Below are 17,832 nucleotides of genomic sequence, written 5' to 3'. Positions count from 1 at the left end.
CCTACCGCTCGTCGACCGCCTGTTCGGCGGCGGTCAGCCACTCCCGCCACTGCGCCGCCTGCGCACGGGCCTGCTCGGCGCGCCTGCCGTCGCCGGCCGCCTCGGCCTTCTCCGCCTGCGCCTCGAACTGCTCGACCCGCACCCGGAACTGCTCCACGCGGGCCTGGGCCTCGGGGTCGGTGCGGCGCCACTGCGCGTCCGCGGCGGCGGCGACCTTGTCCTCGATCCCGCGCAGCCGCCCCTCCAGGGTGCGGATCTCCTCGCGCGGGACCTTGCCGATGGCCTCCCAGCGCTCCTGGACCTCGCGCAGCCGGGCCCGTGCGCCGTCCGGGTCGGACAGGTCGATCGTCTCGGCCTCGGCGAGCAGGGCCCGCTTCGCCTCGGCGTTCTCGGCGAACTCGGTGTCGCGGGCGGAGAAGTGCTCCCCGCGGCGGGCGAAGAAGCGGTCCTGCGCGCCGCGGAAGCGGGCCCACAGCGCGTCGTCGGCCTCGCGGTGGGCGCGGCCCGCCGCCTTCCACTCGGTCATCAGGTCGCGGTAGGCGGCCGCGGTCGCGTTCCACTCGTCGGAGTCGGCCAGGGCCTCGGCCCGGTCGACGAGCTCCTCCTTGCGGGCCTTCGCGGTGACCCGCTGACGGTCGAGGTCGGCGAAGTGCGAGCCGCGCCGCCGGTTGAACGCCTCACGGGCGTTCGAGAAGCGCTTCCACAGCTGCTCGTCGGTCTTCTTGTCGACGCCGCGGACGGTGCGCCACTCGTCGAGGATGGCCTTGAAACGGTCCCCGGCCTGCTTCCACTGGGTGGAGTCCGCGGCCATCTTTTCGGCCTCGACGGCGAGCGCCTCCTTGCGGGCGACGGCGTCGTGCCGGGCGCGCTCGCGCTCCTCCTTCGCCGCGCTGACGCCCTGCTCGGCCCGGCCGACCAGCTCGTCGAGCCGCTCGCGCAGGGCGGGCACGTCCCCGACCACGTGCGCCTCGCCGAGGCCCTCGCGCAGCGCGGTGAGCGCGGTGAGCGACGCCTTCGCGTCCCCGCCGCCGGCGATCCGCGCGGCGAGCACCTCGGTCTCGGTGACCAGCGCGTCGAACCGCTTCGCGTAGTGCTCCAGGCCCTCCGCGGGCGGACCGGCCTGGTAGGAGCCGACGACCCGCTCGCCGTCGGCGGTGACCAGGGTGATGGTCCCGTCGTCGTCGGCGCGGCCCCAGCGCCCCGGGTCACCGGCTGCCGAGGGCACCGGCGACGGCAGCGCTGCGGGCGGCGCGGGCGGTGCGACCGCGGCCGGGGTGGGCGCGGGTCGCGCGGCGGGCGGCGGTCCGGGCCGTGGGCCGGGCCGGGGCGGCCCCGGCTTCGGCGGGGTGGGCCGGGTGGGCTCGGCACCCTGTCCTGCAGCGTCGGTCGCGTGGGTCTCGGACACCGGTAGGTCCTCCTCGTTCGGCCCGCCGCGGGGGCGGGCGCCCCGGTGCGGATGTCCGTCCGGGGCCGTGCGCGCACCGGGCCCCTCGCGCGGTGCGGAGGCCGGAACGGCGATTCAAGCAGGTCCACCGCCCTCGGGGGAACCGCGCGCCCCCGGCCGGGTACGGGCGTCGCGGCGGGGGAGCGCTGATTACCCTCGGATCCCGTGCCCGCCGCGATCGCCGTCCTGCCCCAGCCCCCGCTCCTCGTCCCCGCCCTGAGCGGCGACGCGGCGGTCGAGACCGAGGGGCTGCGCGAGGCCGTCGCCACCGCCGTGACGGGTCTGGCCGCGGCCGCGGACAGCTGGGTCGTCGTCGGCGCCGATCCCGGCGGGCGGCGCACCGTCGCCCCGGGTACCCGCGGCACCTTCGCCGGCTACGGCCGCGACGTCCCCGTCGCGCTGCCCGGTCCGGCCGGTCCCGACGAGGGCCCGGAGCTCCCGCTCCCGCTGCTGGTCGCGGCCTGGGCCGCGGTGCCGACCGGGGTCGGGTCGGCGCGCGGCGAGCTCGTCGCGCCGGACGCCCCGGTCGCCGACTGCCTGGCGCTGGGCGCGGAGCTCGCCGGCGAGGGGGTCGGGCTGCTCGTCGTCGGTGACGGCGCGGCCAAGCACACCGCGAAGGCCCCCGGCGGGTTCGACGGCCGCGCCGAGGCGTTCGACGCCGTCGTCGCCGCCGCGTTCGACGCCGGTGACCCCGAGGCGCTCGCCCGGCTCGACCCGGACGGCGCCGCCGCACTCTGGGCGTCCGGCCGCGCGCCCTGGCAGGTCCTCGCGGGTGCCGCGCGCGGGCGGGCCTGGACGGCGGCGCACCGGCACACCTCGATGCCCTACGGCGTCGCCTACCACGTGGCGCTGTGGGAACCGGCGTGAACGCCCCTCCGTCGACGGCACCGCCGCTCGTGGTCGTGGTCGGGCCGACCGCGACCGGCAAGTCCGACCTCGGGCTGGAGCTGGCACTGGCGCTGGGCGGGGAGGTCGTCAACGCCGACGCGATGCAGCTCTACCGCGGCCTGGACGTCGGCACCGCGAAGCTCGCCCTGCACGAGCGGCGCGGCATCGTCCACCACCAGCTCGACGTCCTCGACGTCACCGAGACCGCCTCGGTCGCGGCCTACCAGCGCGAGGCCCGGGCCGTCGTCGAGGAGCTGCGCGCCGCCGGACGCACCCCGGTGCTCGTCGGCGGCTCGGGTCTCTACGTGCAGGCCGTGCTGGACGAGCTGGAGTTCCCCGGCACCGACCCGGAGCTGCGCGCCGCGCTCGAGGCCGAGCTGGACCGCGACGGGTCCGGCGCGCTGCACGCCCGCCTCGCCGCGGTCGACCCGGTCGCCGCGGAGCAGGTGCTGCCCTCGAACGGGCGGCGGATCGTCCGCGCGCTCGAGGTGATCGCGCTGACCGGCCGGCCGTTCCGGGCGACGCTGCCCGGGGCGGGCACCCCCCGCTACGACGCCGTGCTGCTCGGCGTGGACCGCGACGTCGCCGAGCTCGACGAGCGCGTCGCGCTGCGGGTGGACCGGATGCTCGACGACGGTCTGGTCGACGAGACCCGCACCCTGCTCCGCCACGGGCTGGCGCAGGGCCGCACGGCGTCCCGCGCGCTGGGCTACCGGCAGGTGATCGAGGCCCTCGACCGCGACCCCGCCCACCCCGACCTCGCCGGTGTCCGGGAGGAGACGGTCCGGGCGACCCGGCGGTTCGTGCGCCGCCAGCGCTCCTGGTTCCGCCGCGACCGCCGCATCCACTGGCTCGACGGTGCCGACCCGGACCTGGTGGCCTCGGCGCGCGCGGTGCTCGCTCGTAGGCTGGTGGCATGACCGGCGGCATCGCGTTCAGCAAGGGGCACGGCACGCAGAACGACTTCGTGGTGCTGCCCGACCCGGACGCCGCGCTCGACCTCACCCCGGCGCGCGTCGCCGCCCTGTGCGACCGCCGCCGCGGCCTCGGCGCGGACGGGGTGCTGCGGGTCGTGCGCTGGGCGAAGCTCGCCGGGGAGCCCGGCGTCGGTGAGCCCGCCGACGGCGTCGAGTGGTTCATGGACTACCGCAACGCCGACGGCTCGCTCGCCGAGATGTGCGGCAACGGCCTGCGCGTGTTCGCCCGCTACCTGCACGAGCGCGGCTGGGCCACCGGCGGGCCGGTCGGCACCCGCAACGGGGTGCTCGACACCGCGGTCGGGCCGGACGGGGTCTCGGTCGGGCTCGGCACGGTCGGCGTCGGCCCGGCGTCGGTCGCCACCAGCGGCGACGCGCGTGTCGACGGCATCGCCCTCGACGTCGGCAACCCGCACCTGGCCTGCGTCACCGCGGCCGACCCGGACACCCTCGACCTGACCCGCGCGCCCTCGTTCGACCCGGCGCTGTTCCCGAACGGGGTGAACGTCGAGTTCCTGACCCCGCTGGACGGTCCCGCCGACGGCGGCCGGATCCGGATGCGGGTGTACGAGCGCGGCGTGGGGGAGACCCGTTCCTGCGGCACCGGGACCGTCGCCGCCGCCGTCGCCGCGCTGCGGCACGCCGGGCACTCCGCCGGCGACGTGCAGGTCACCGTCCCGGGCGGGCTGCTGCGGGTGACGGTGGAGGCGGGTACCGACGACCGGACCGGGCCCACGACGCTGCACGGCCCGGCCGTGCTGCTCGCGTCCGGGGAGCTGGACCGGGCGTGGTGGGACGCGCCCGCCTGAGCGTCGCGAATCCGGGCGGACACGGGCCCCGCGACGTGGGAGGATGGGGTCGAGATGACTGATGCCCACACGCACCCCTCCGTGACCCCCTCCGCGTCGAACCCGGTTCCGACGGGTGGCGAGCTCGACCTGGAGGAGCGCACGTCGTTGCGCCGGATCCACGGGCTGTCCACCGAGCTCACCGACATCACCGAGGTCGAGTACCGCAAGCTCCAGCTGGAGCGGGTCGTGCTCGTCGGCGTCTGGACCGAGGGCACGGCCGAGCAGGCCGAGAACTCGATGACCGAGCTGGCCCGCCTCGCCGAGACCGCCGGTTCCGAGGTGATGGACGGCCTGGTCCAGCGCCGCTCCAGCCCGGACCCGGCCACGTTCATCGGCTCCGGCAAGGTCGAGGAACTGCTCGGAACCGTCCGCGCCACCGGCGCCGACACCGTCATCTGCGACGGCGAGCTGTCACCCGGCCAGCTCCGCCAGCTGGAGGAGCGGCTCAAGGTCAAGGTCATCGACCGGACCGCGCTGATCCTCGACATCTTCGCCCAGCACGCCCGTTCCCGGGACGGCAAGGCCCAGGTCGAGCTCGCGCAGCTGTCCTACCTGCTGCCGCGGCTGCGCGGCTGGGGTGAGGCGCTGTCCCGGCAGGTCGGTGGCCGCGCCGCGGGCGGTGTCGGTATCGGTGGCCGTGGCCCCGGTGAGACGAAGATCGAGCTGGACCGGCGCCGGATCCGCGCGCGCATGTCGAAGCTGCGCCGCGAGATCGGTGCGATGCGCCAGGTCCGCGAGACCCAGCGCGGCAGCCGTCGCCGCAACGAGATCCCGTCGGTCGCGATCGTCGGCTACACCAACGCGGGCAAGTCGAGCCTGCTCAACCAGCTCACCGACGCCGGCGTGCTGGTGCAGGACGCGCTGTTCGCGACGCTGGACCCGACCACCCGCAAGGCGCAGACGCCCGACGGGCACGAGTACACCCTCACCGACACCGTCGGGTTCGTGCGGCACCTGCCGCACCAGCTCGTCGAGGCGTTCCGCTCCACGCTGGAGGAGGCAGCCCGGGCCGACCTGCTGGTGCACGTCGTCGACGGGTCCGACCCGCTGCCCGACGACCAGATCGCCGCGGTCCGCCAGGTGCTCGTCGAGGTCGGTGAGGCTGCGGGCGACACGATGCCGCCCGAGCTGCTCGTGATCAACAAGACCGACGCGGCCGGTGACCTCGCGCTGGCCCGGCTGCGGCACGCCCAGCCGGACGCGGTGTTCGTCTCCGCGCACAGCGGAGACGGGATCAGCCGGCTCCGGGAGCGCATCGCCGAGCGACTGCCGCGCCCGGAGTACGAGGTCGACCTCCTGCTGCCCTACACCGAGGGTGCGCTGGTCGCGCGGCTGCACGACGACGGCGAGGTCCTCGCCGAGGAACACACCGCCGACGGCACCCGGATCCGGGCGCGGGTGAAGCCCGAGCTGGGCACCGCGGTGCTGCCGTTCGCGGTGGCGGGCTCGGCCCTGCCGACCGGGACCGGCACCGACCTGCCGGCGACGGCGGCGGGCCACTGAGCGTCCCACCGGCCGGGCGGCCGGGTCCCGGGACCGTGGCCCGCCGCCTGACCGCGGTCCTCTGCCTGACCGGCGCGCTCACGGGTGCGGCCGCGCCGCCGCCCGGGGCGATCCCGGCCTGCTCGATCGACGACCCGCGGCTGGCGGAGCTGTCCGGACTGGTCGCCGAGGGCCCGCCCGGCGCGGCCCCGCAGCGCTACCACGCCGTCGTCGACGGCGGCGGGACCGCGCGGACGTTCACCCTGGACCCGGCCAGCTGTGCGGTCACCGGCACCCGGCAGGCCGACGTCCCGGTCACCGACGTCGAGGACCTCGGCCTCGGACCGGGCGGGGAGCTGTGGCTCGCCGACACCGGCGACAACGGGGCGCGGCGCGGGTCGGTCCGGCTCGTCGTGCTGCCCCCGGCCGGACCGCCACGGGTGCACGACCTCGTCCACCCCGACGGTCCGCGCGACGTCGAGGCACTGCTGGTCGGCGACGACGGCGTGCCCCTGCTGGTCGACAAGACCACCGGGGCCGCCGGGGTGTACCGGCCCGCCGCGCCGCTGCGCGATGGCGGGGACCCCGTGGAGCTGCGCCGGGTGGCACAGGTGGTGCTGCCCTGGTCCGGCACCGGCGGCGGGCCGCTCGGGGCCGCCGGGTCGCGCACGGTCACCGGCGGCGGGCTCTCGCCGGCCGGGGCAGATGGCGGGCGCGCCGTCGTGCTGCGGACCTACACCGACGCCTGGGTGTTCCCGCTGCCCGCCGGCGGACCGGCGACCGCCGACGCGCTGGTCGCGGCCCTGGGCGGGGCACCGCTGCCGGTGCCGTTGCCGGGGGAGGCGCAGGGTGAGGCGATCGCCCCGGACGGCCGGGGCGCGCTGCACTCCGGGAGCGAGGCGAGGGGCCTGACCGCGGCGGCGGTCACGGTCGTCCCGGGCGCGGTGTCCGCGGCGACCGTTCCGCAGGCACCGGTCGTGCCTCAGCCCGCCGCGGTGCCCGAGTACCGCACGTACCCGTCGTGGCTGCCTGCCGCGGGCGGGGCCGCGGCGCTCGGGGCGCTGCTGGCCGCCGGCGCCGTCGCGATGTCCCTGCACGGACGGCGCCGCCGGTCCCGCTGATCGCGGGAGCGGGCGCCGTCCGAGGAGGTCAGAGGCGGCGCAGGACCGCCACGACGCGGCCCAGGATCGACGCGTCGTCACCCGGGATCGGGTCGTAGGCGTCGTTCGCGGGCATCAGCCAGATGTGCCCGTCCTTGCGGCGGAACGTCTTCACAGTCGCCTCGCCGTCGATCATCGCGGCCACGACCTCGCCCTGCTCGGCCACCGGCTGCTGGCGCACGACGACCCAGTCGCCGTCGGTGATCGCGGCGTCGACCATCGAGTCACCCTTGACGTTGAGCAGGAACAGCGTGCCCTCGCCGACGATCTCGCGCGGCAGCGGGAACACGTCCTGCACGGCCTGCTCGGCCAGGATCGGGCCACCGGCGGCGATGTCGCCGATGAGCGGCACGAACGCCGGCGCCGGCCGCGCGGAACGCAGGTCGGCGGTGTCGGTGTCGGAGTCCGTCCCGTCGGTACCGGCGATCTGCTCCGGGCTGCGGACGTCGACCGCGCGGGTGCGGTTCGGGTCGCGCCGGAGGAAGCCCTTGCGCTCCAGGGTGCGGAGCTGGTGGTGCACCGACGAGGTGGACGTGAGGCCCACCGCGTCACCGATCTCGCGGACGCTGGGCGGGTAGCCGTACCGGTCCACCCAGTCCCGGATGACGGCCAGGACCTTCTTCTGCCGCGGGGTCAGGCCGCGGGTGTCGGCCGCGGGGTCGGGGAACTCCCGGACCTTCGCGGATCCCCGGTCCGCGGCGGTGCCGGTCACGCCGGGACCACCGTGTCCGGTGTCGTCCGCTGCCATCGCATTCGCCTCCTCGGGGTACTTACGGCGACGACCCTAGCCGCCACGGGCCCGTTCGCCAAACATGCGTTCGAAGTCGCCCGGGGCGTGTCGTGGATTCCGTCGGGCCGCGGTGGTACAACATCGCACACGCGTTCGATCGAACACTGGTTCGATCGAACGCGGTCCGCGTCGCCGTCCGGCCGCGCGGGGGCGACCGGCAGCGGGAACGGCAGCGGGGGTGGCGATCGTGGGTGCGGCGGTCATCGGGGACGTGACGGTCATCGGGCGGGTCCCGGGGTGCGCCGCGACCGACGGGGTGCGGCCCGGCCGGGTGCCGGGCGTCGTGCGCCGTGCGGTGGCCGCGTCGGGTGTCCTGCTCGCCTCGGCGGCCGCGGTCGTCGCGCTCGGGGTGCTCGCCGACGTCGCGGTCGCCACCCACGGCCCGGTCGGGCCGCCCGCGGTCGGCGCACCACGCTGAGAACGTCCCCGGCACGGGCGACGATCTGCGGGAACGCGGTTGTTGTCGGTGCCGGGTGCTACACCGCTCGTACACCCGTTCGACCGGGCTCGGGGAAGGGCCGGTCGGGAGCGGGGGAGACGAGACCGCCCGGGGGACGGGCGGTCCGACGGCAGGAGGAACCATGCGAGAGCTCGACGAGCGGATCCGCGATCACGGCGCGGTCGGCTGCCTGACCGGCGCCCCGGCGCCCGGCACCCCCACCTCGCGCGCCCGGCGCGCCGCCCGGGAGCGGGTGCGGGCCGCCGACGGTCTCGCCGGTGCGGCCGGTGCCGGCTCGTCGGCCGCCGCGCGCGCGGCCCACCGGTGGGCGGCCCACGGGGCGCGCGAGCGCGCACTGACCGAGTCGGTGGCCCGCCATCCCGCCGCCCGTTCCCGGCGCGTTCCGGTGTCCGGCGCCCCCGGGGCCGGTGTCCCGGTGTCCGGTCCCGCCGGCGGTCCGAACCCCGCGGTCCGGACGCCCCGCTGCACCACCGCGGACCCGGCCCCGAGGGCGACGGCGACGCTGACGCGGCCCGCGCCGGCCGCGGCGCCGCCCCGTCCTCGGTCGGTGGCCGTGCCGGCACCGCGCACCGTCCGTCCGCCGTCCCGGCGCTGCCTGGTCCCGGCGCGCCCGCGTCCGGCCCGCAGCCGCGCCCGCGGGCGCCTGGAGCGGTTCCTCACCGGGGTCGCGGCCCTGCTGTGCGCGACGACCGCGGTGGTGGCGCTCGGGCTGCTGGGCGACGCGGCGGCGGGCTGGAACGCCCCCGCGGCCGCCGTGCCGTCGGTCGGCGCCGTGCGCTGACGTCGGCCGGCGCCGCGCAGTGCGGCGCCGCACCCCGTGGTTCGCACGGCCGTGCGTTGCGGGGCGGTCCGAGGTGGTGACGGTGCGGAGCGACGGACGCCGCGTCGGCGTCGCATCGGGTGACGGCGTGCGCGGGGTGGCGCGCGGGTGTCGGGACATGGTCGCCGGGATGTCGCCGGAGGAGTCGGCGACGTGCCGCCGGGCGCGTCCGCAGGGCGTGTCCCCGCATCGGGTGGCCGCCGGTCGCGGTCCCTCCGGCGCGACGGACGGCGCCGCCCGCGACGTTCCTCGGTGCCACCAGCGCCGATGCCCCGCTCCATGATCGTCGGCGACGGACCGGTCGCGGAACGTGGTGTGCGAGGCTCGGTTCCCGATCGGGCGAAGCTCGGCGTGGCACCGGGCCCGGGATGGCGTACCCCTAGATGTAGGGGTTACATTGGTGTCGTTCCGCCACTGGTTGGGGGGACGGATCGCTGCGGAGAGTTTCCGGAACGTCACGGAAGAGGGGTGTGAGCGTCCATGCGCTGCCCGTTCTGCCGACACCCGGACTCCCGCGTGATCGACTCCCGGACCGCCGACGACGGGACCTGCACCCGCCGGCGCCGGTCCTGCACCTCGTGCGGACGACGGTTCACCACGGTCGAGGAGGCCGTGCTCGCCGTCGTCAAGCGCAGCGGGGTGACCGAGCCCTTCAGTCGGCAGAAGGTCGTCGGCGGGGTTCGGCGGGCGTGCCAGGGCCGGCCGGTCGACGAGGACGACCTGCAACAGCTCGCCCACCGGGTCGAGGAGACGGTGCGGGCGCGCGGGGCGGCGGAGCTCCCCAGCCACGAGGTCGGGCTGGCGATCCTCGGGCCGCTGCGTGAGCTCGACGAGGTCGCGTACCTGCGGTTCGCGAGTGTCTATCGGTCCTTCTCCTCCATCGAGGACTTCGAGAAGGAGATCGCCGACCTGCGTTCGGCGGCTGCCGGGGAAGCAGCCGACGACGAGGCCGGTCACCACCCGGACGGCTGAGCGGCGCGTCGTCGTCGCCGGTCGTACGGGGAAGAGAGCCGTCCGCGCACCCCAGCGTGCGGGCGGAGAAGCGTCGGATGTGCGGAGGCAGTTCATGACCGAGACCGTCGGGGGCCCGACGACAGACACCGGTGAGAGCGCGGCGGCCAAGCCGTCGCGTGGCCGCGGGAAGACCGGCGCCAAGCGCGCGCCCGGCCTGACCGTGCAGCGTGTCTTCACCACCGAAGGGGTCCACCCCTACGAGGAGGTGGAGTGGGAGCGCCGCGACGTCGTCATGACGAACTGGCGCGACGGCACCGTCAACTTCGAGCAGCGCGGCGTCGAGTTCCCGCGCAGCTGGTCGGTCAACGCCACCAACATCGTCACCAGCAAGTACTTCCGCGGCGCGGTGGGCTCGGACACCCGCGAGTCCAGCCTCAAGCAGCTCGTCGAGCGGGTCGTCGGCACCTACAAGCGGGCCGGTCTCGAGCACGGCTACTTCGCCACCGACGGCGACGCCGAGATCTTCGACCACGAGCTGACCTGGATGCTGATCCACCAGGTGTTCAGCTTCAACTCGCCGGTGTGGTTCAACGTCGGGACCGCCAGCCCGCAGCAGGTCAGCGCCTGCTTCATCCTCTCGGTCGACGACACGATGGAGTCGATCCTGAACTGGTACCGCGAGGAGGGCCTGATCTTCAAGGGCGGCTCCGGTGCCGGCCTGAACCTCTCGCGCATCCGCTCGTCGAAGGAGCTGCTGTCCTCCGGCGGCACCGCCTCGGGCCCGGTCTCGTTCATGCGCGGTGCCGACGCCTCCGCGGGCACCATCAAGTCCGGCGGCGCCACGCGGCGCGCGGCGAAGATGGTCGTCCTCGACGTCGACCACCCCGACATCGAGGAGTTCGTCGAGACCAAGGCCAAGGAGGAGGCCAAGGTCCGCGTCCTGCGCGACGCCGGCTTCGACATGGACCTGGGCGGCTCCGACATCACCTCGGTGCAGTACCAGAACGCCAACAACTCCGTCCGCGTCACCGACGAGTTCATGCGCGCCGTCGAGGGGGGCACCGACTTCGGTCTGCGTGCCCGCATGACCGGTGAGGTCATCGAGCGCGTCGACGCCCGCACGCTGTTCCGCGGCATCGCCGAGGCGGCCTGGAACTGCGCCGACCCCGGCATCCAGTACGACGGCACGATCAACGACTGGCACACCACCCCGGAGTCCGGCCGCATCAGCGCGTCGAACCCGTGCTCGGAGTACATGCACCTGGACAACTCCAGCTGCAACCTGGCGTCGCTGAACCTGCTGAAGTTCCTCGACTCCGACGACCGGTTCGACGCCGAGACCTTCGCCAAGGCCGTCGAGCTGATCATCACCGCGATGGACATCTCGATCTGCTTCGCGGACTTCCCGACCGAGCCGATCGCCGACACCACCCGGAAGTTCCGCCAGCTGGGCATCGGCTACGCCAACCTCGGCGCGCTGCTCATGGCGACCGGCCACGCCTACGACTCCGAGGGCGGCCGCGCGCTCGCCGGGTCCATCACCTCGCTGATGACCGGTGCCGCGTACAAGCGCTCCGCCGAGCTCGCCGGCGTCGTCGGCCCGTACGAGGGCTACGCCCGCAACGCCGAGTCCCACCAGCGCGTCATCCGCAAGCACGCCGCGGAGAACGACCGCATCCGCACCTTCGCCTCCAGCACCCCGGTGCAGAAGCTCGCCACCGAGGTCTGGAAGCAGTGCCAGGACATCGGGCAGGTCAACGGCTGGCGCAACGCGCAGGCGTCGGTGCTGGCCCCGACCGGCACGATCGGCCTGATGATGGACTGCGACACGACCGGCATCGAGCCGGACCTGGCGCTGGTCAAGTTCAAGAAGCTGGTCGGCGGCGGCTCCATGCAGATCGTCAACCAGTCGGTGCGCCGCGCCCTGGACAACCTCGGCTACCAGGCCGAGCAGGCCGAGGCGATCGTCGAGTACGTCGCCGAGCACGGCCACGTGGTCGACGCCCCGGGCATGAAGCCCGAGCACTACGAGGTGTTCGACTGCGCCATGGGCGACCGGACGATCGCCCCGATGGGCCACGTCCGCATGATGGCCGCCGCGCAGCCGTTCCTGTCCGGTGCCATCTCCAAGACGGTCAACATGCCCGAGCGGGCGAGCGTCGAGGACGTCGAGCGGATCTACCTCGAGGGGTGGCGCCTCGGCCTCAAGGCCCTGGCGATCTACCGCGACAACTGCAAGGTCGGCCAGCCGCTGTCCGCAGGCAAGGGCGGCGACAAGAAGGCCGACGCCGAGCCGGAGAAGCACGTCGTCGTCGAGCAGCGGCCGGTCCGCAAGCGGCTGCCGAAGAAGCGGCCCAGCGAGACCGTGTCGTTCACCGTCGGTGGCGCCGAGGGCTACCTCACCGCCGGCAGCTACCCCGACGACGGTCTCGGCGAGATCTTCGTCAAGCTCGGCAAGCAGGGCTCGACCCTGGCCGGCGTGATGGACGCCTTCTCGATGTCGATCTCGGTGGGTCTGCAGTACGGCATCCCGCTGGAGTTCTACGTCTCGAAGTTCTCCAACCTGCGCTTCGAGCCTGCCGGGATGACCGACGACCCGGACGTCCGGATCGCGACCTCGGTGCTGGACTACCTGTTCCGCCGCCTGGCGCTGGACCACCTGCCGTACGAGAAGCGCGCCCAGCTGGGCATCTTCTCCTCCGACGAGCGGTCCGCCCAGGTCGAGAACGACTACGGCACCGGCGAGAAGCTCGACATGGAGGAGTTCCGCTCCTCCGTGCCGACGACCGAGGAGCGCAAGGAGGCCGGTGTCGATCCGGCGCCGGTCGAGGTCGGCAGCTCCACCGAGCTGCTCGAGCTGCGTCTGGGCAAGGCCGCCGACGCACCGCTGTGCATGACCTGCGGGACGAAGATGCGCCCCGCCGGGTCCTGCTACCTCTGCGAGGGCTGCGGCTCCACCAGCGGCTGCAGCTGACCGACACCGCACCAGACCGGGGCGGCTCCGACACCGGAGCCGCCCCGGCGCGTGTGATGGAGGCAGGGATCGGGGACCACGTGACCGAGGACCGCACCGCGGAGGTGGCCGGGCGCCTCGGCGTCGACCCGCGGGTGCTCGCCGTACTCGTCGCCGCCCCGTGGCGCGTCGCGGACGGCCACGACACCGGGCCCGTCCCGGAGCCGGTGGGTGAGCGCGGGACCGTCTACGTCGGCGTCCCGTCCCCGGCGGAGCTGCGCGAGCTCGACCTGCCCGCCGACGGGTTGCGGCACTTCGGGCTGACCCCGGCCGACCTGCGTCGCGGCGGCTGGACCGACGCCGACCTGCGCTCGGCGGGGCTCCTCCCGCCCGGCGCGACGCCGGACCCGGTGGCCTGGTTCGTCGCCGGGGAGCCGCCGCAGCTGATGCTCGGGTTCGCCCCGGCGGGTCCGGTGCTGCTGGCCCGCCCGGAACCACGACGGGACGGCCGTCTCCCGGTGCTGGACCCGGCGGACGCGGTGGAGGTACCCGTCCTGCCCGGCTGCGACGACCCGGACGGCGACGCCGGGCTCGCCGTCCGCCAGGTGCGCGACGGTCTGCTGCGCCGGGCCCGGCGCCGGCTGACCCACTGCGTGATCTGCCTGCGCCCGGTGCACCGCGCCGCGACGACGCACGGCGCCTGCCACGGCTGTGCCGGCACCTGGCTGGGGTTCGTGTTCTGACCGCGGGCCCGGGGTCAGGTCGCCGAGACCGGTCCCGTCCGCGCCCCGGCGACGCCGGCGGGCGGGGGAGCGGGGCAGCGCAGCAGCTGGCGCCACTGCTCCGGACTCCACCGCGCCGGGTCGGTGGACCCCAGGAACTCCTCCAGTACCCCGACGAACCGGGCCGGGTCGCTGTGGTGCGGGAAGTGCCCGGCGTCGTCGAAGACCTCCAGCCTGCTGCCCGGCATCGCGGCGTGCGCGGTGCGGGCGTGCGCCAGCGGCACGACGGCGTCCCGGGCGCCCCACACGAGCATGGTCGGCATCCCCCGGGTCAGGTAGCAGCGATCGAGCATGGTCACCACCTGCCCGCGCCAGTCGACGACGGCGCGCAGCGTCCGGATGAACGCCGTCCGGGACGTCGCGTCGGGCAGCGCGTCGACCAGCCGGAGCAGGTCGGCGGCGTCGCGGCCGAGGTCGGCCCCGACCAGGCGCAGCGCGTCCAGGGCCCACCCGAGCTGCCACCGCAGCGGCGGCAGCTGCGAGGCCGCCAGCACCGCGTGCGCGCCGGGCAGGCTCACCGCGCGCAGCAGCGGCGTGACCTCCGGTCCCGCCCCGCCGGTGCCGACCAGCACGAGACGCTCGGTGCGTTCGGGGTACTGGTAGGCGAACTGCATGGCGACGCCGCCGCCGAGCGAGTGCCCCACCAGCGTCGCGCGGGGCACCCCGAGGACTCCGAGCAGGTCGCGGACCCCGTTGGCGTAGGCGGCGACGGAGTAGTCGGCGCGCGGCTTGTCCGAGTGCCCGTGCCCGAGCAGGTCCGGGGCGATCACCAGATGCCGCCGGGCCAGTGCGGGGAACACCGCCTCCCACGTGGCCGAGCTGTCGCCGATCCCGTGCACGAGCACGACCGCGGGCCCGGAGCCGGCCACCCGGAACGCCCGCCGGTAGCCGTGCACGGTGCGGAACCGCAGCTCCGAGTCCCGCGGCGGCACGACGCCGAGCCGGTCGCCGACCGGTGCCGGGCGCGAGGTGGGGGCCGCCATCCGCCCGACGGTAGGACCGCCGGGTTACCCCGGTGTTGCCGTCGGCGAACGGCGGTACGGCACCTAGGGTCGACGGCGTGAGCGAGCGCTACCGGGTCGTCCCGGCGTCCTACGTCCTGCTGCTGCGCGGCACCGGTGAACGCACCGAGGTACTGCTCCAGCTGCGTGCGGGCACCGGGTTCATGGACGGCCACTGGGCCGCCGCCGCGGCCGGGCACGTCGAGGCGGGCGAGGACGCGGCCGCCGCCGCGGTGCGCGAGGCCCACGAGGAGCTCGGTGTCACCGTCGACCCCGCCGACCTCGTCCCGCTGACCGCGGTGCACCGCACCCGGCGCAACGGGAACCCGGTCGACGAACGCGTCGACTTCTTCTTCACCTGCCGACGCTGGGCCGGCGAGCCACGTCGCGCCGAGGACGGGAAGACCGCGGGCCTGGACTGGTTCGCCCTCGCCGACCTGCCCGCCGACACGGTCCCGCACGAACGCGCGGTGCTCGAGGCCCTGCGCGACGGCGGCATCGCCGCGGTCCGCAGCCACGGCTTCGACAACCAGCGGACTACTCCGGGTCGACGAGCTGGATCTCGACGGTGACGTCCGGGCTGTCGGTGTCGTCGGGGTCGATCGCCCAGTGCAGCACCCAGTCGACCTCGTAGTCGTCGCGCCGCCGGCCCGGCGGGGCGAAGTTGACCCACTCGCCGGCCCGGGGCAGCGTCTGGAACAGGCGGACGAAGTCGGGCTGCTGCCCGATCCTCACCCGCGCGGTGATCGGTGTCTGCGACGACGGGGAGCCCACGGCCGCGATGCTGCCCGACCGGCGCCCCGCGCGCCACGCCCGCCGGTTCAGGGCCGGACGGCGCCCAGGAACCAGCGGTCCACCGAGAACGGTTCGTCGCCGCAGAACGCGACGCCCGACGCCCACGCGTCGACGTCGGCCCGGGTGAGCCCGCACCGGCCCGGCGCGGCGTCGGCGACCATCTCCCGCAGTGCGGCGCCGTAGCCGGTGGAGGCCGGACCGCGCATCGGCATCCGGCGCGTCCACTCCCCGCCGAACCCGGCGCGCTGCAGCAGCGGGCCCAGCTCGTAGGGCAGCCGCGACCGCGGCACCGTGGTGCACCACGCGTCGCGGATGCGGCGGTGCCGGTCCTGCCCGGGCCCGGGCCAGTGCAGCGAGGTCCAGTCCGTGTCCAGGACCAGCAGCCGACCGCCCGGGCGCAGGACCCGGTACAGCTCGGCGACGGCCGCCGGCAGGTCCTCCAGGAACTCGAGCACCTGCAGGCAGGCCACCGCGTCGTACGGCCCGCCGGGCAGCGAGCCCGGACCGGCCAGCGCGCGCTGCGTGACGACGGCCCGGGTGCCGCACCGGCGTCGCGCCAGCGTCACCATCACCGGGTCCGGGTCGACACCCGTGGCGCCCGGACCGACGGCCCGGGCGACCTCGTCGAGCAGATGTCCCGGCCCGGTCCCGACGACCAGGATCTGCTCACCGGCCCGCGGATCCAGCAGCTCCAGGGTCCGCTCCCGTTCGGTGCGGGCCTCGGCGGTGTCGTAGGTGTCCGCGACCCGCCGCGCGCTCGCGGAGTCGATCGGCATCATTCCGGCTCCGTGTCTCACCCGCCGGTGTAGCGCGCCGACTCGATCAACGCCTCCACCGACTCGGGTGGCACGCGGAACGAGCGCCCGAAGCGCACCGCGGGCAGCTCCCCGGAGTGCACCAGCCGGTACACCGTCATCCGGGAGACCCGCATCCGGTCCGCCACCTCCGCCACGGTGAGGAACGGCGCGTCCTGCCCGGACCGTTGCTCCGGGATCCCTGCCGCCATGCTGCGCCCCTCCTTCGCCGACCCGCCCCCAGGTCGACCTCTGATCACCGAACGCAGGGACGGTAGCGCGGATCGGACCACCCTCCCGGTGCGAACGTGTCCCACCCTCGGGTGGACTGTCCGGAAACTGTCGGCTCTCGGTGGTCGTCCAGACACGCGGAGTGATGATGTGGCCCCGTGGAGGGTGCCGCGGGCCCGGACGCGCGTGCACGGTCATCTATCGTCGGGAGGTGACCGCCGCTCCCACCGTGACCGATGACGACCCGGACGGCGACTGGACCGCGCCGGGCGTGTTCCGCAGTGCCCCCGGCGTCTACCGGATCCCGTTGCCGCTGCCCCAGGACGGGCTCCGAGCCGTGAACGTCTACGCGCTCGCCGACGACACCGGCTGGACCCTGATCGACTCCGGCTGGGCGATCGACGAGGCCCGCGACCTGCTCGGCAAGGCGCTGGCCGCGCTGGGCTCCGGTTTCGGCGACGTCCGTCGCTTCCTGGTCACCCACGCCCACCGGGACCACTACACCCTGGCCGCAGTGCTGCGCCGCGAGTACGGCACCCGCGTGCTGCTCGGCGCGGGGGAGCGGCCCAACCTGGAGGTCATCACCGATCCCGACCGCCCGCAGGGCGAGCCCGATCGGACCCGGCTGCTGCGTGCCGGTGCCGCCGGCCTGGTCGACGAGCTCGGCCGGGCCGGGCCGTGGCCGCGTCCGCTCCCCGAGGAGTGGGAGGCCCCGGACGAGTGGATCGCCGACCGTGCCGCCATCGCCGTCGCCGACCCGGCGGGTACCCGCACGCTGACCGCCGTGGAGACCCCGGGGCACACCCGCGGGCACCTCGTGTTCGCCGACGAGGCCCACGAGCTGCTGTTCGCCGGCGACCACGTGCTGCCCCGGATCACCCCGTCGATCGGCCTGCAGCCGTCGCCGGTGGCGAGCCCGCTCGGGCAGTTCCTCGACTCGCTGCGCCTGGTCCGGTCCCGGCCGGACGCGACCCTGCTGCCCGCGCACGGCCCGGTCGGCGGCAGCGCGCACGCCCGCACCGACGAGCTGCTGGCCCACCACGACGTCCGGCTCGCCCAGTGCCGCGACGCCGTCGCCGCGGGCCACCCGACGGCCGACGCCGTCGCCCGGGTCCTGCGCTGGACCCGGCGGGAACACCGGCTGGAGGACATGGACCTGTTCAACCGGACCCTCGCGGTCCTGGAGACCGGGGCGCACCTCGACGTGCTCGCCGACCTCGGCGAGCTGCGCCGGACCGAGGTTCCCGACGCCGCCACCGGGGTCGCCGTCGCCACCTACACCGCCTGACCCGCGCGCCGGGCCGCGACACGCCGGGCGCCGTTCACCCGGTCGTCGTGTCGGGGTGGCTCCCCGGAGCGGAATCGGGCAGAGTGAGGCCACCGAAGTCCACTCACGCCACGGAGGTCACCACACCCACATCCAGCACATCAGTACCGCGGGTCCGAGCAC

18 protein-coding genes are annotated in these 17,832 nt (G+C 75.3%); 12 read left to right on the top strand and 6 right to left on the bottom strand.

Going from position 1 to position 17,832, the window contains the following annotated elements; translation table 11 throughout:
• Position 1 precedes the first annotated feature (1 nt).
• Positions 2-1,237, bottom strand: coding sequence for a DUF349 domain-containing protein (locus tag MTO91_RS19250; protein WP_476654927.1), 1,236 nt, complete (start codon positions 1,235-1,237; stop codon positions 2-4).
• Between the two features lie 372 nt (positions 1,238-1,609).
• On the opposite strand from MTO91_RS19250, the gene MTO91_RS19245 reads away from it, so the two are divergent.
• From MTO91_RS19245 to MTO91_RS19225, 5 genes are read left to right on the top strand one after another with little or no spacing between them, the layout of a single operon-like run.
• The gene (locus MTO91_RS19245; RefSeq protein WP_476652170.1) at positions 1,610-2,311 is read left to right on the top strand and encodes a class III extradiol ring-cleavage dioxygenase family protein; all 702 of its coding nucleotides are present in this window, start codon (positions 1,610-1,612) and stop codon (positions 2,309-2,311) included.
• The gene (gene miaA, locus MTO91_RS19240) at positions 2,308-3,252 is read left to right on the top strand and encodes a tRNA (adenosine(37)-N6)-dimethylallyltransferase MiaA (RefSeq protein WP_476652168.1); all 945 of its coding nucleotides are present in this window, start codon (positions 2,308-2,310) and stop codon (positions 3,250-3,252) included. The genes MTO91_RS19245 and miaA overlap by 4 nt, the downstream gene beginning before the upstream one ends.
• Positions 3,249-4,118 carry a diaminopimelate epimerase gene (gene dapF, locus MTO91_RS19235; RefSeq protein WP_350591381.1) on the top strand — a complete coding sequence of 290 codons (870 nt, stop codon included), beginning with the start codon at positions 3,249-3,251 and terminating at the stop codon, positions 4,116-4,118. The genes miaA and dapF overlap by 4 nt, the downstream gene beginning before the upstream one ends.
• Before the next feature lie 54 nt (positions 4,119-4,172).
• Positions 4,173-5,663 (top strand): GTPase HflX, encoded by a 1,491-nt coding sequence (hflX, locus tag MTO91_RS19230; protein ID WP_253069226.1) that lies wholly within the window; start codon positions 4,173-4,175, stop codon positions 5,661-5,663.
• A 35-nt stretch (positions 5,664-5,698) separates the two neighbouring features.
• The gene (locus tag MTO91_RS19225; RefSeq protein WP_476652166.1) at positions 5,699-6,763 is read left to right on the top strand and encodes a hypothetical protein; all 1,065 of its coding nucleotides are present in this window, start codon (positions 5,699-5,701) and stop codon (positions 6,761-6,763) included.
• A 28-nt stretch (positions 6,764-6,791) separates the two neighbouring features.
• Here the strand turns inward: MTO91_RS19225 and lexA are convergent, their stop codons facing one another.
• The gene (gene lexA, locus MTO91_RS19220) at positions 6,792-7,550 is read right to left on the bottom strand and encodes a transcriptional repressor LexA (protein WP_062396661.1); all 759 of its coding nucleotides are present in this window, start codon (positions 7,548-7,550) and stop codon (positions 6,792-6,794) included.
• A 229-nt stretch (positions 7,551-7,779) separates the two neighbouring features.
• On the opposite strand from lexA, the gene MTO91_RS19215 reads away from it, so the two are divergent.
• The 5 genes from MTO91_RS19215 (at position 7,780) to MTO91_RS19195 (ending at position 13,522) form a co-directional block, all read left to right on the top strand.
• The gene (locus MTO91_RS19215) at positions 7,780-8,010 is read left to right on the top strand and encodes a hypothetical protein (RefSeq protein WP_476652165.1); all 231 of its coding nucleotides are present in this window, start codon (positions 7,780-7,782) and stop codon (positions 8,008-8,010) included.
• Positions 8,011-8,173: 163 nt separating this feature from the next.
• Positions 8,174-8,833, top strand: a complete 660-nt coding sequence (locus tag MTO91_RS19210; protein WP_476652163.1) for a hypothetical protein — start codon at positions 8,174-8,176, stop codon at positions 8,831-8,833.
• A gap of 519 nt (positions 8,834-9,352) precedes the next feature.
• Positions 9,353-9,844, top strand: coding sequence for a transcriptional regulator NrdR (nrdR, locus tag MTO91_RS19205; RefSeq protein ID WP_062396654.1), 492 nt, complete (start codon positions 9,353-9,355; stop codon positions 9,842-9,844).
• Between the two features lie 94 nt (positions 9,845-9,938).
• Positions 9,939-12,800 carry a vitamin B12-dependent ribonucleotide reductase gene (locus MTO91_RS19200; RefSeq protein WP_253067492.1) on the top strand — a complete coding sequence of 954 codons (2,862 nt, stop codon included), beginning with the start codon at positions 9,939-9,941 and terminating at the stop codon, positions 12,798-12,800.
• Positions 12,801-12,880: 80 nt separating this feature from the next.
• Entirely contained in the window at positions 12,881-13,522 is a 642-nt protein-coding gene (locus tag MTO91_RS19195; RefSeq protein WP_253067493.1) for a hypothetical protein, read from the top strand.
• Between the two features lie 14 nt (positions 13,523-13,536).
• On the opposite strand, the gene MTO91_RS19190 is transcribed toward MTO91_RS19195, so the two are convergent.
• Complete coding sequence (locus tag MTO91_RS19190; protein WP_476652162.1) at positions 13,537-14,544, bottom strand: alpha/beta fold hydrolase; 1,008 nt, start codon at positions 14,542-14,544, stop codon at positions 13,537-13,539.
• A gap of 77 nt (positions 14,545-14,621) precedes the next feature.
• Between MTO91_RS19190 and MTO91_RS19185 the strand changes: the two genes are divergently transcribed.
• The gene (locus MTO91_RS19185) at positions 14,622-15,134 is read left to right on the top strand and encodes an NUDIX domain-containing protein (RefSeq protein WP_476652160.1); all 513 of its coding nucleotides are present in this window, start codon (positions 14,622-14,624) and stop codon (positions 15,132-15,134) included.
• Here MTO91_RS19185 and MTO91_RS19180 read toward each other — a convergent pair.
• Genes MTO91_RS19180 through MTO91_RS19170 form a run of 3 tightly spaced genes read right to left on the bottom strand, consistent with a single transcriptional unit; the run spans position 15,100 to position 16,363 of the window.
• Positions 15,100-15,336: a hypothetical protein gene (locus tag MTO91_RS19180; RefSeq protein ID WP_062396644.1), complete on the bottom strand. Its 237-nt coding sequence runs from the start codon at positions 15,334-15,336 to the stop codon at positions 15,100-15,102. The two genes, MTO91_RS19185 and MTO91_RS19180, sit on opposite strands and share 35 nt — an antisense overlap.
• A 47-nt stretch (positions 15,337-15,383) precedes the next feature.
• Entirely contained in the window at positions 15,384-16,133 is a 750-nt protein-coding gene (locus MTO91_RS19175) for a methyltransferase domain-containing protein (protein WP_253067495.1), read from the bottom strand.
• A 17-nt stretch (positions 16,134-16,150) separates the two neighbouring features.
• Positions 16,151-16,363: a helix-turn-helix domain-containing protein gene (locus tag MTO91_RS19170; RefSeq protein WP_020623051.1), complete on the bottom strand. Its 213-nt coding sequence runs from the start codon at positions 16,361-16,363 to the stop codon at positions 16,151-16,153.
• A 230-nt stretch (positions 16,364-16,593) separates the two neighbouring features.
• On the opposite strand from MTO91_RS19170, the gene MTO91_RS19165 reads away from it, so the two are divergent.
• The gene (locus tag MTO91_RS19165) at positions 16,594-17,670 is read left to right on the top strand and encodes an MBL fold metallo-hydrolase (RefSeq protein ID WP_251786602.1); all 1,077 of its coding nucleotides are present in this window, start codon (positions 16,594-16,596) and stop codon (positions 17,668-17,670) included.
• Positions 17,671-17,832: the final 162 nt, after the last annotated feature.

This window comes from Pseudonocardia sp. 2-7 (genome assembly GCF_056341085.1).
The sequence above is the reverse complement of the archived record's forward strand: the minus strand, read 5'-3'. Positions and strand labels throughout refer to the sequence as shown.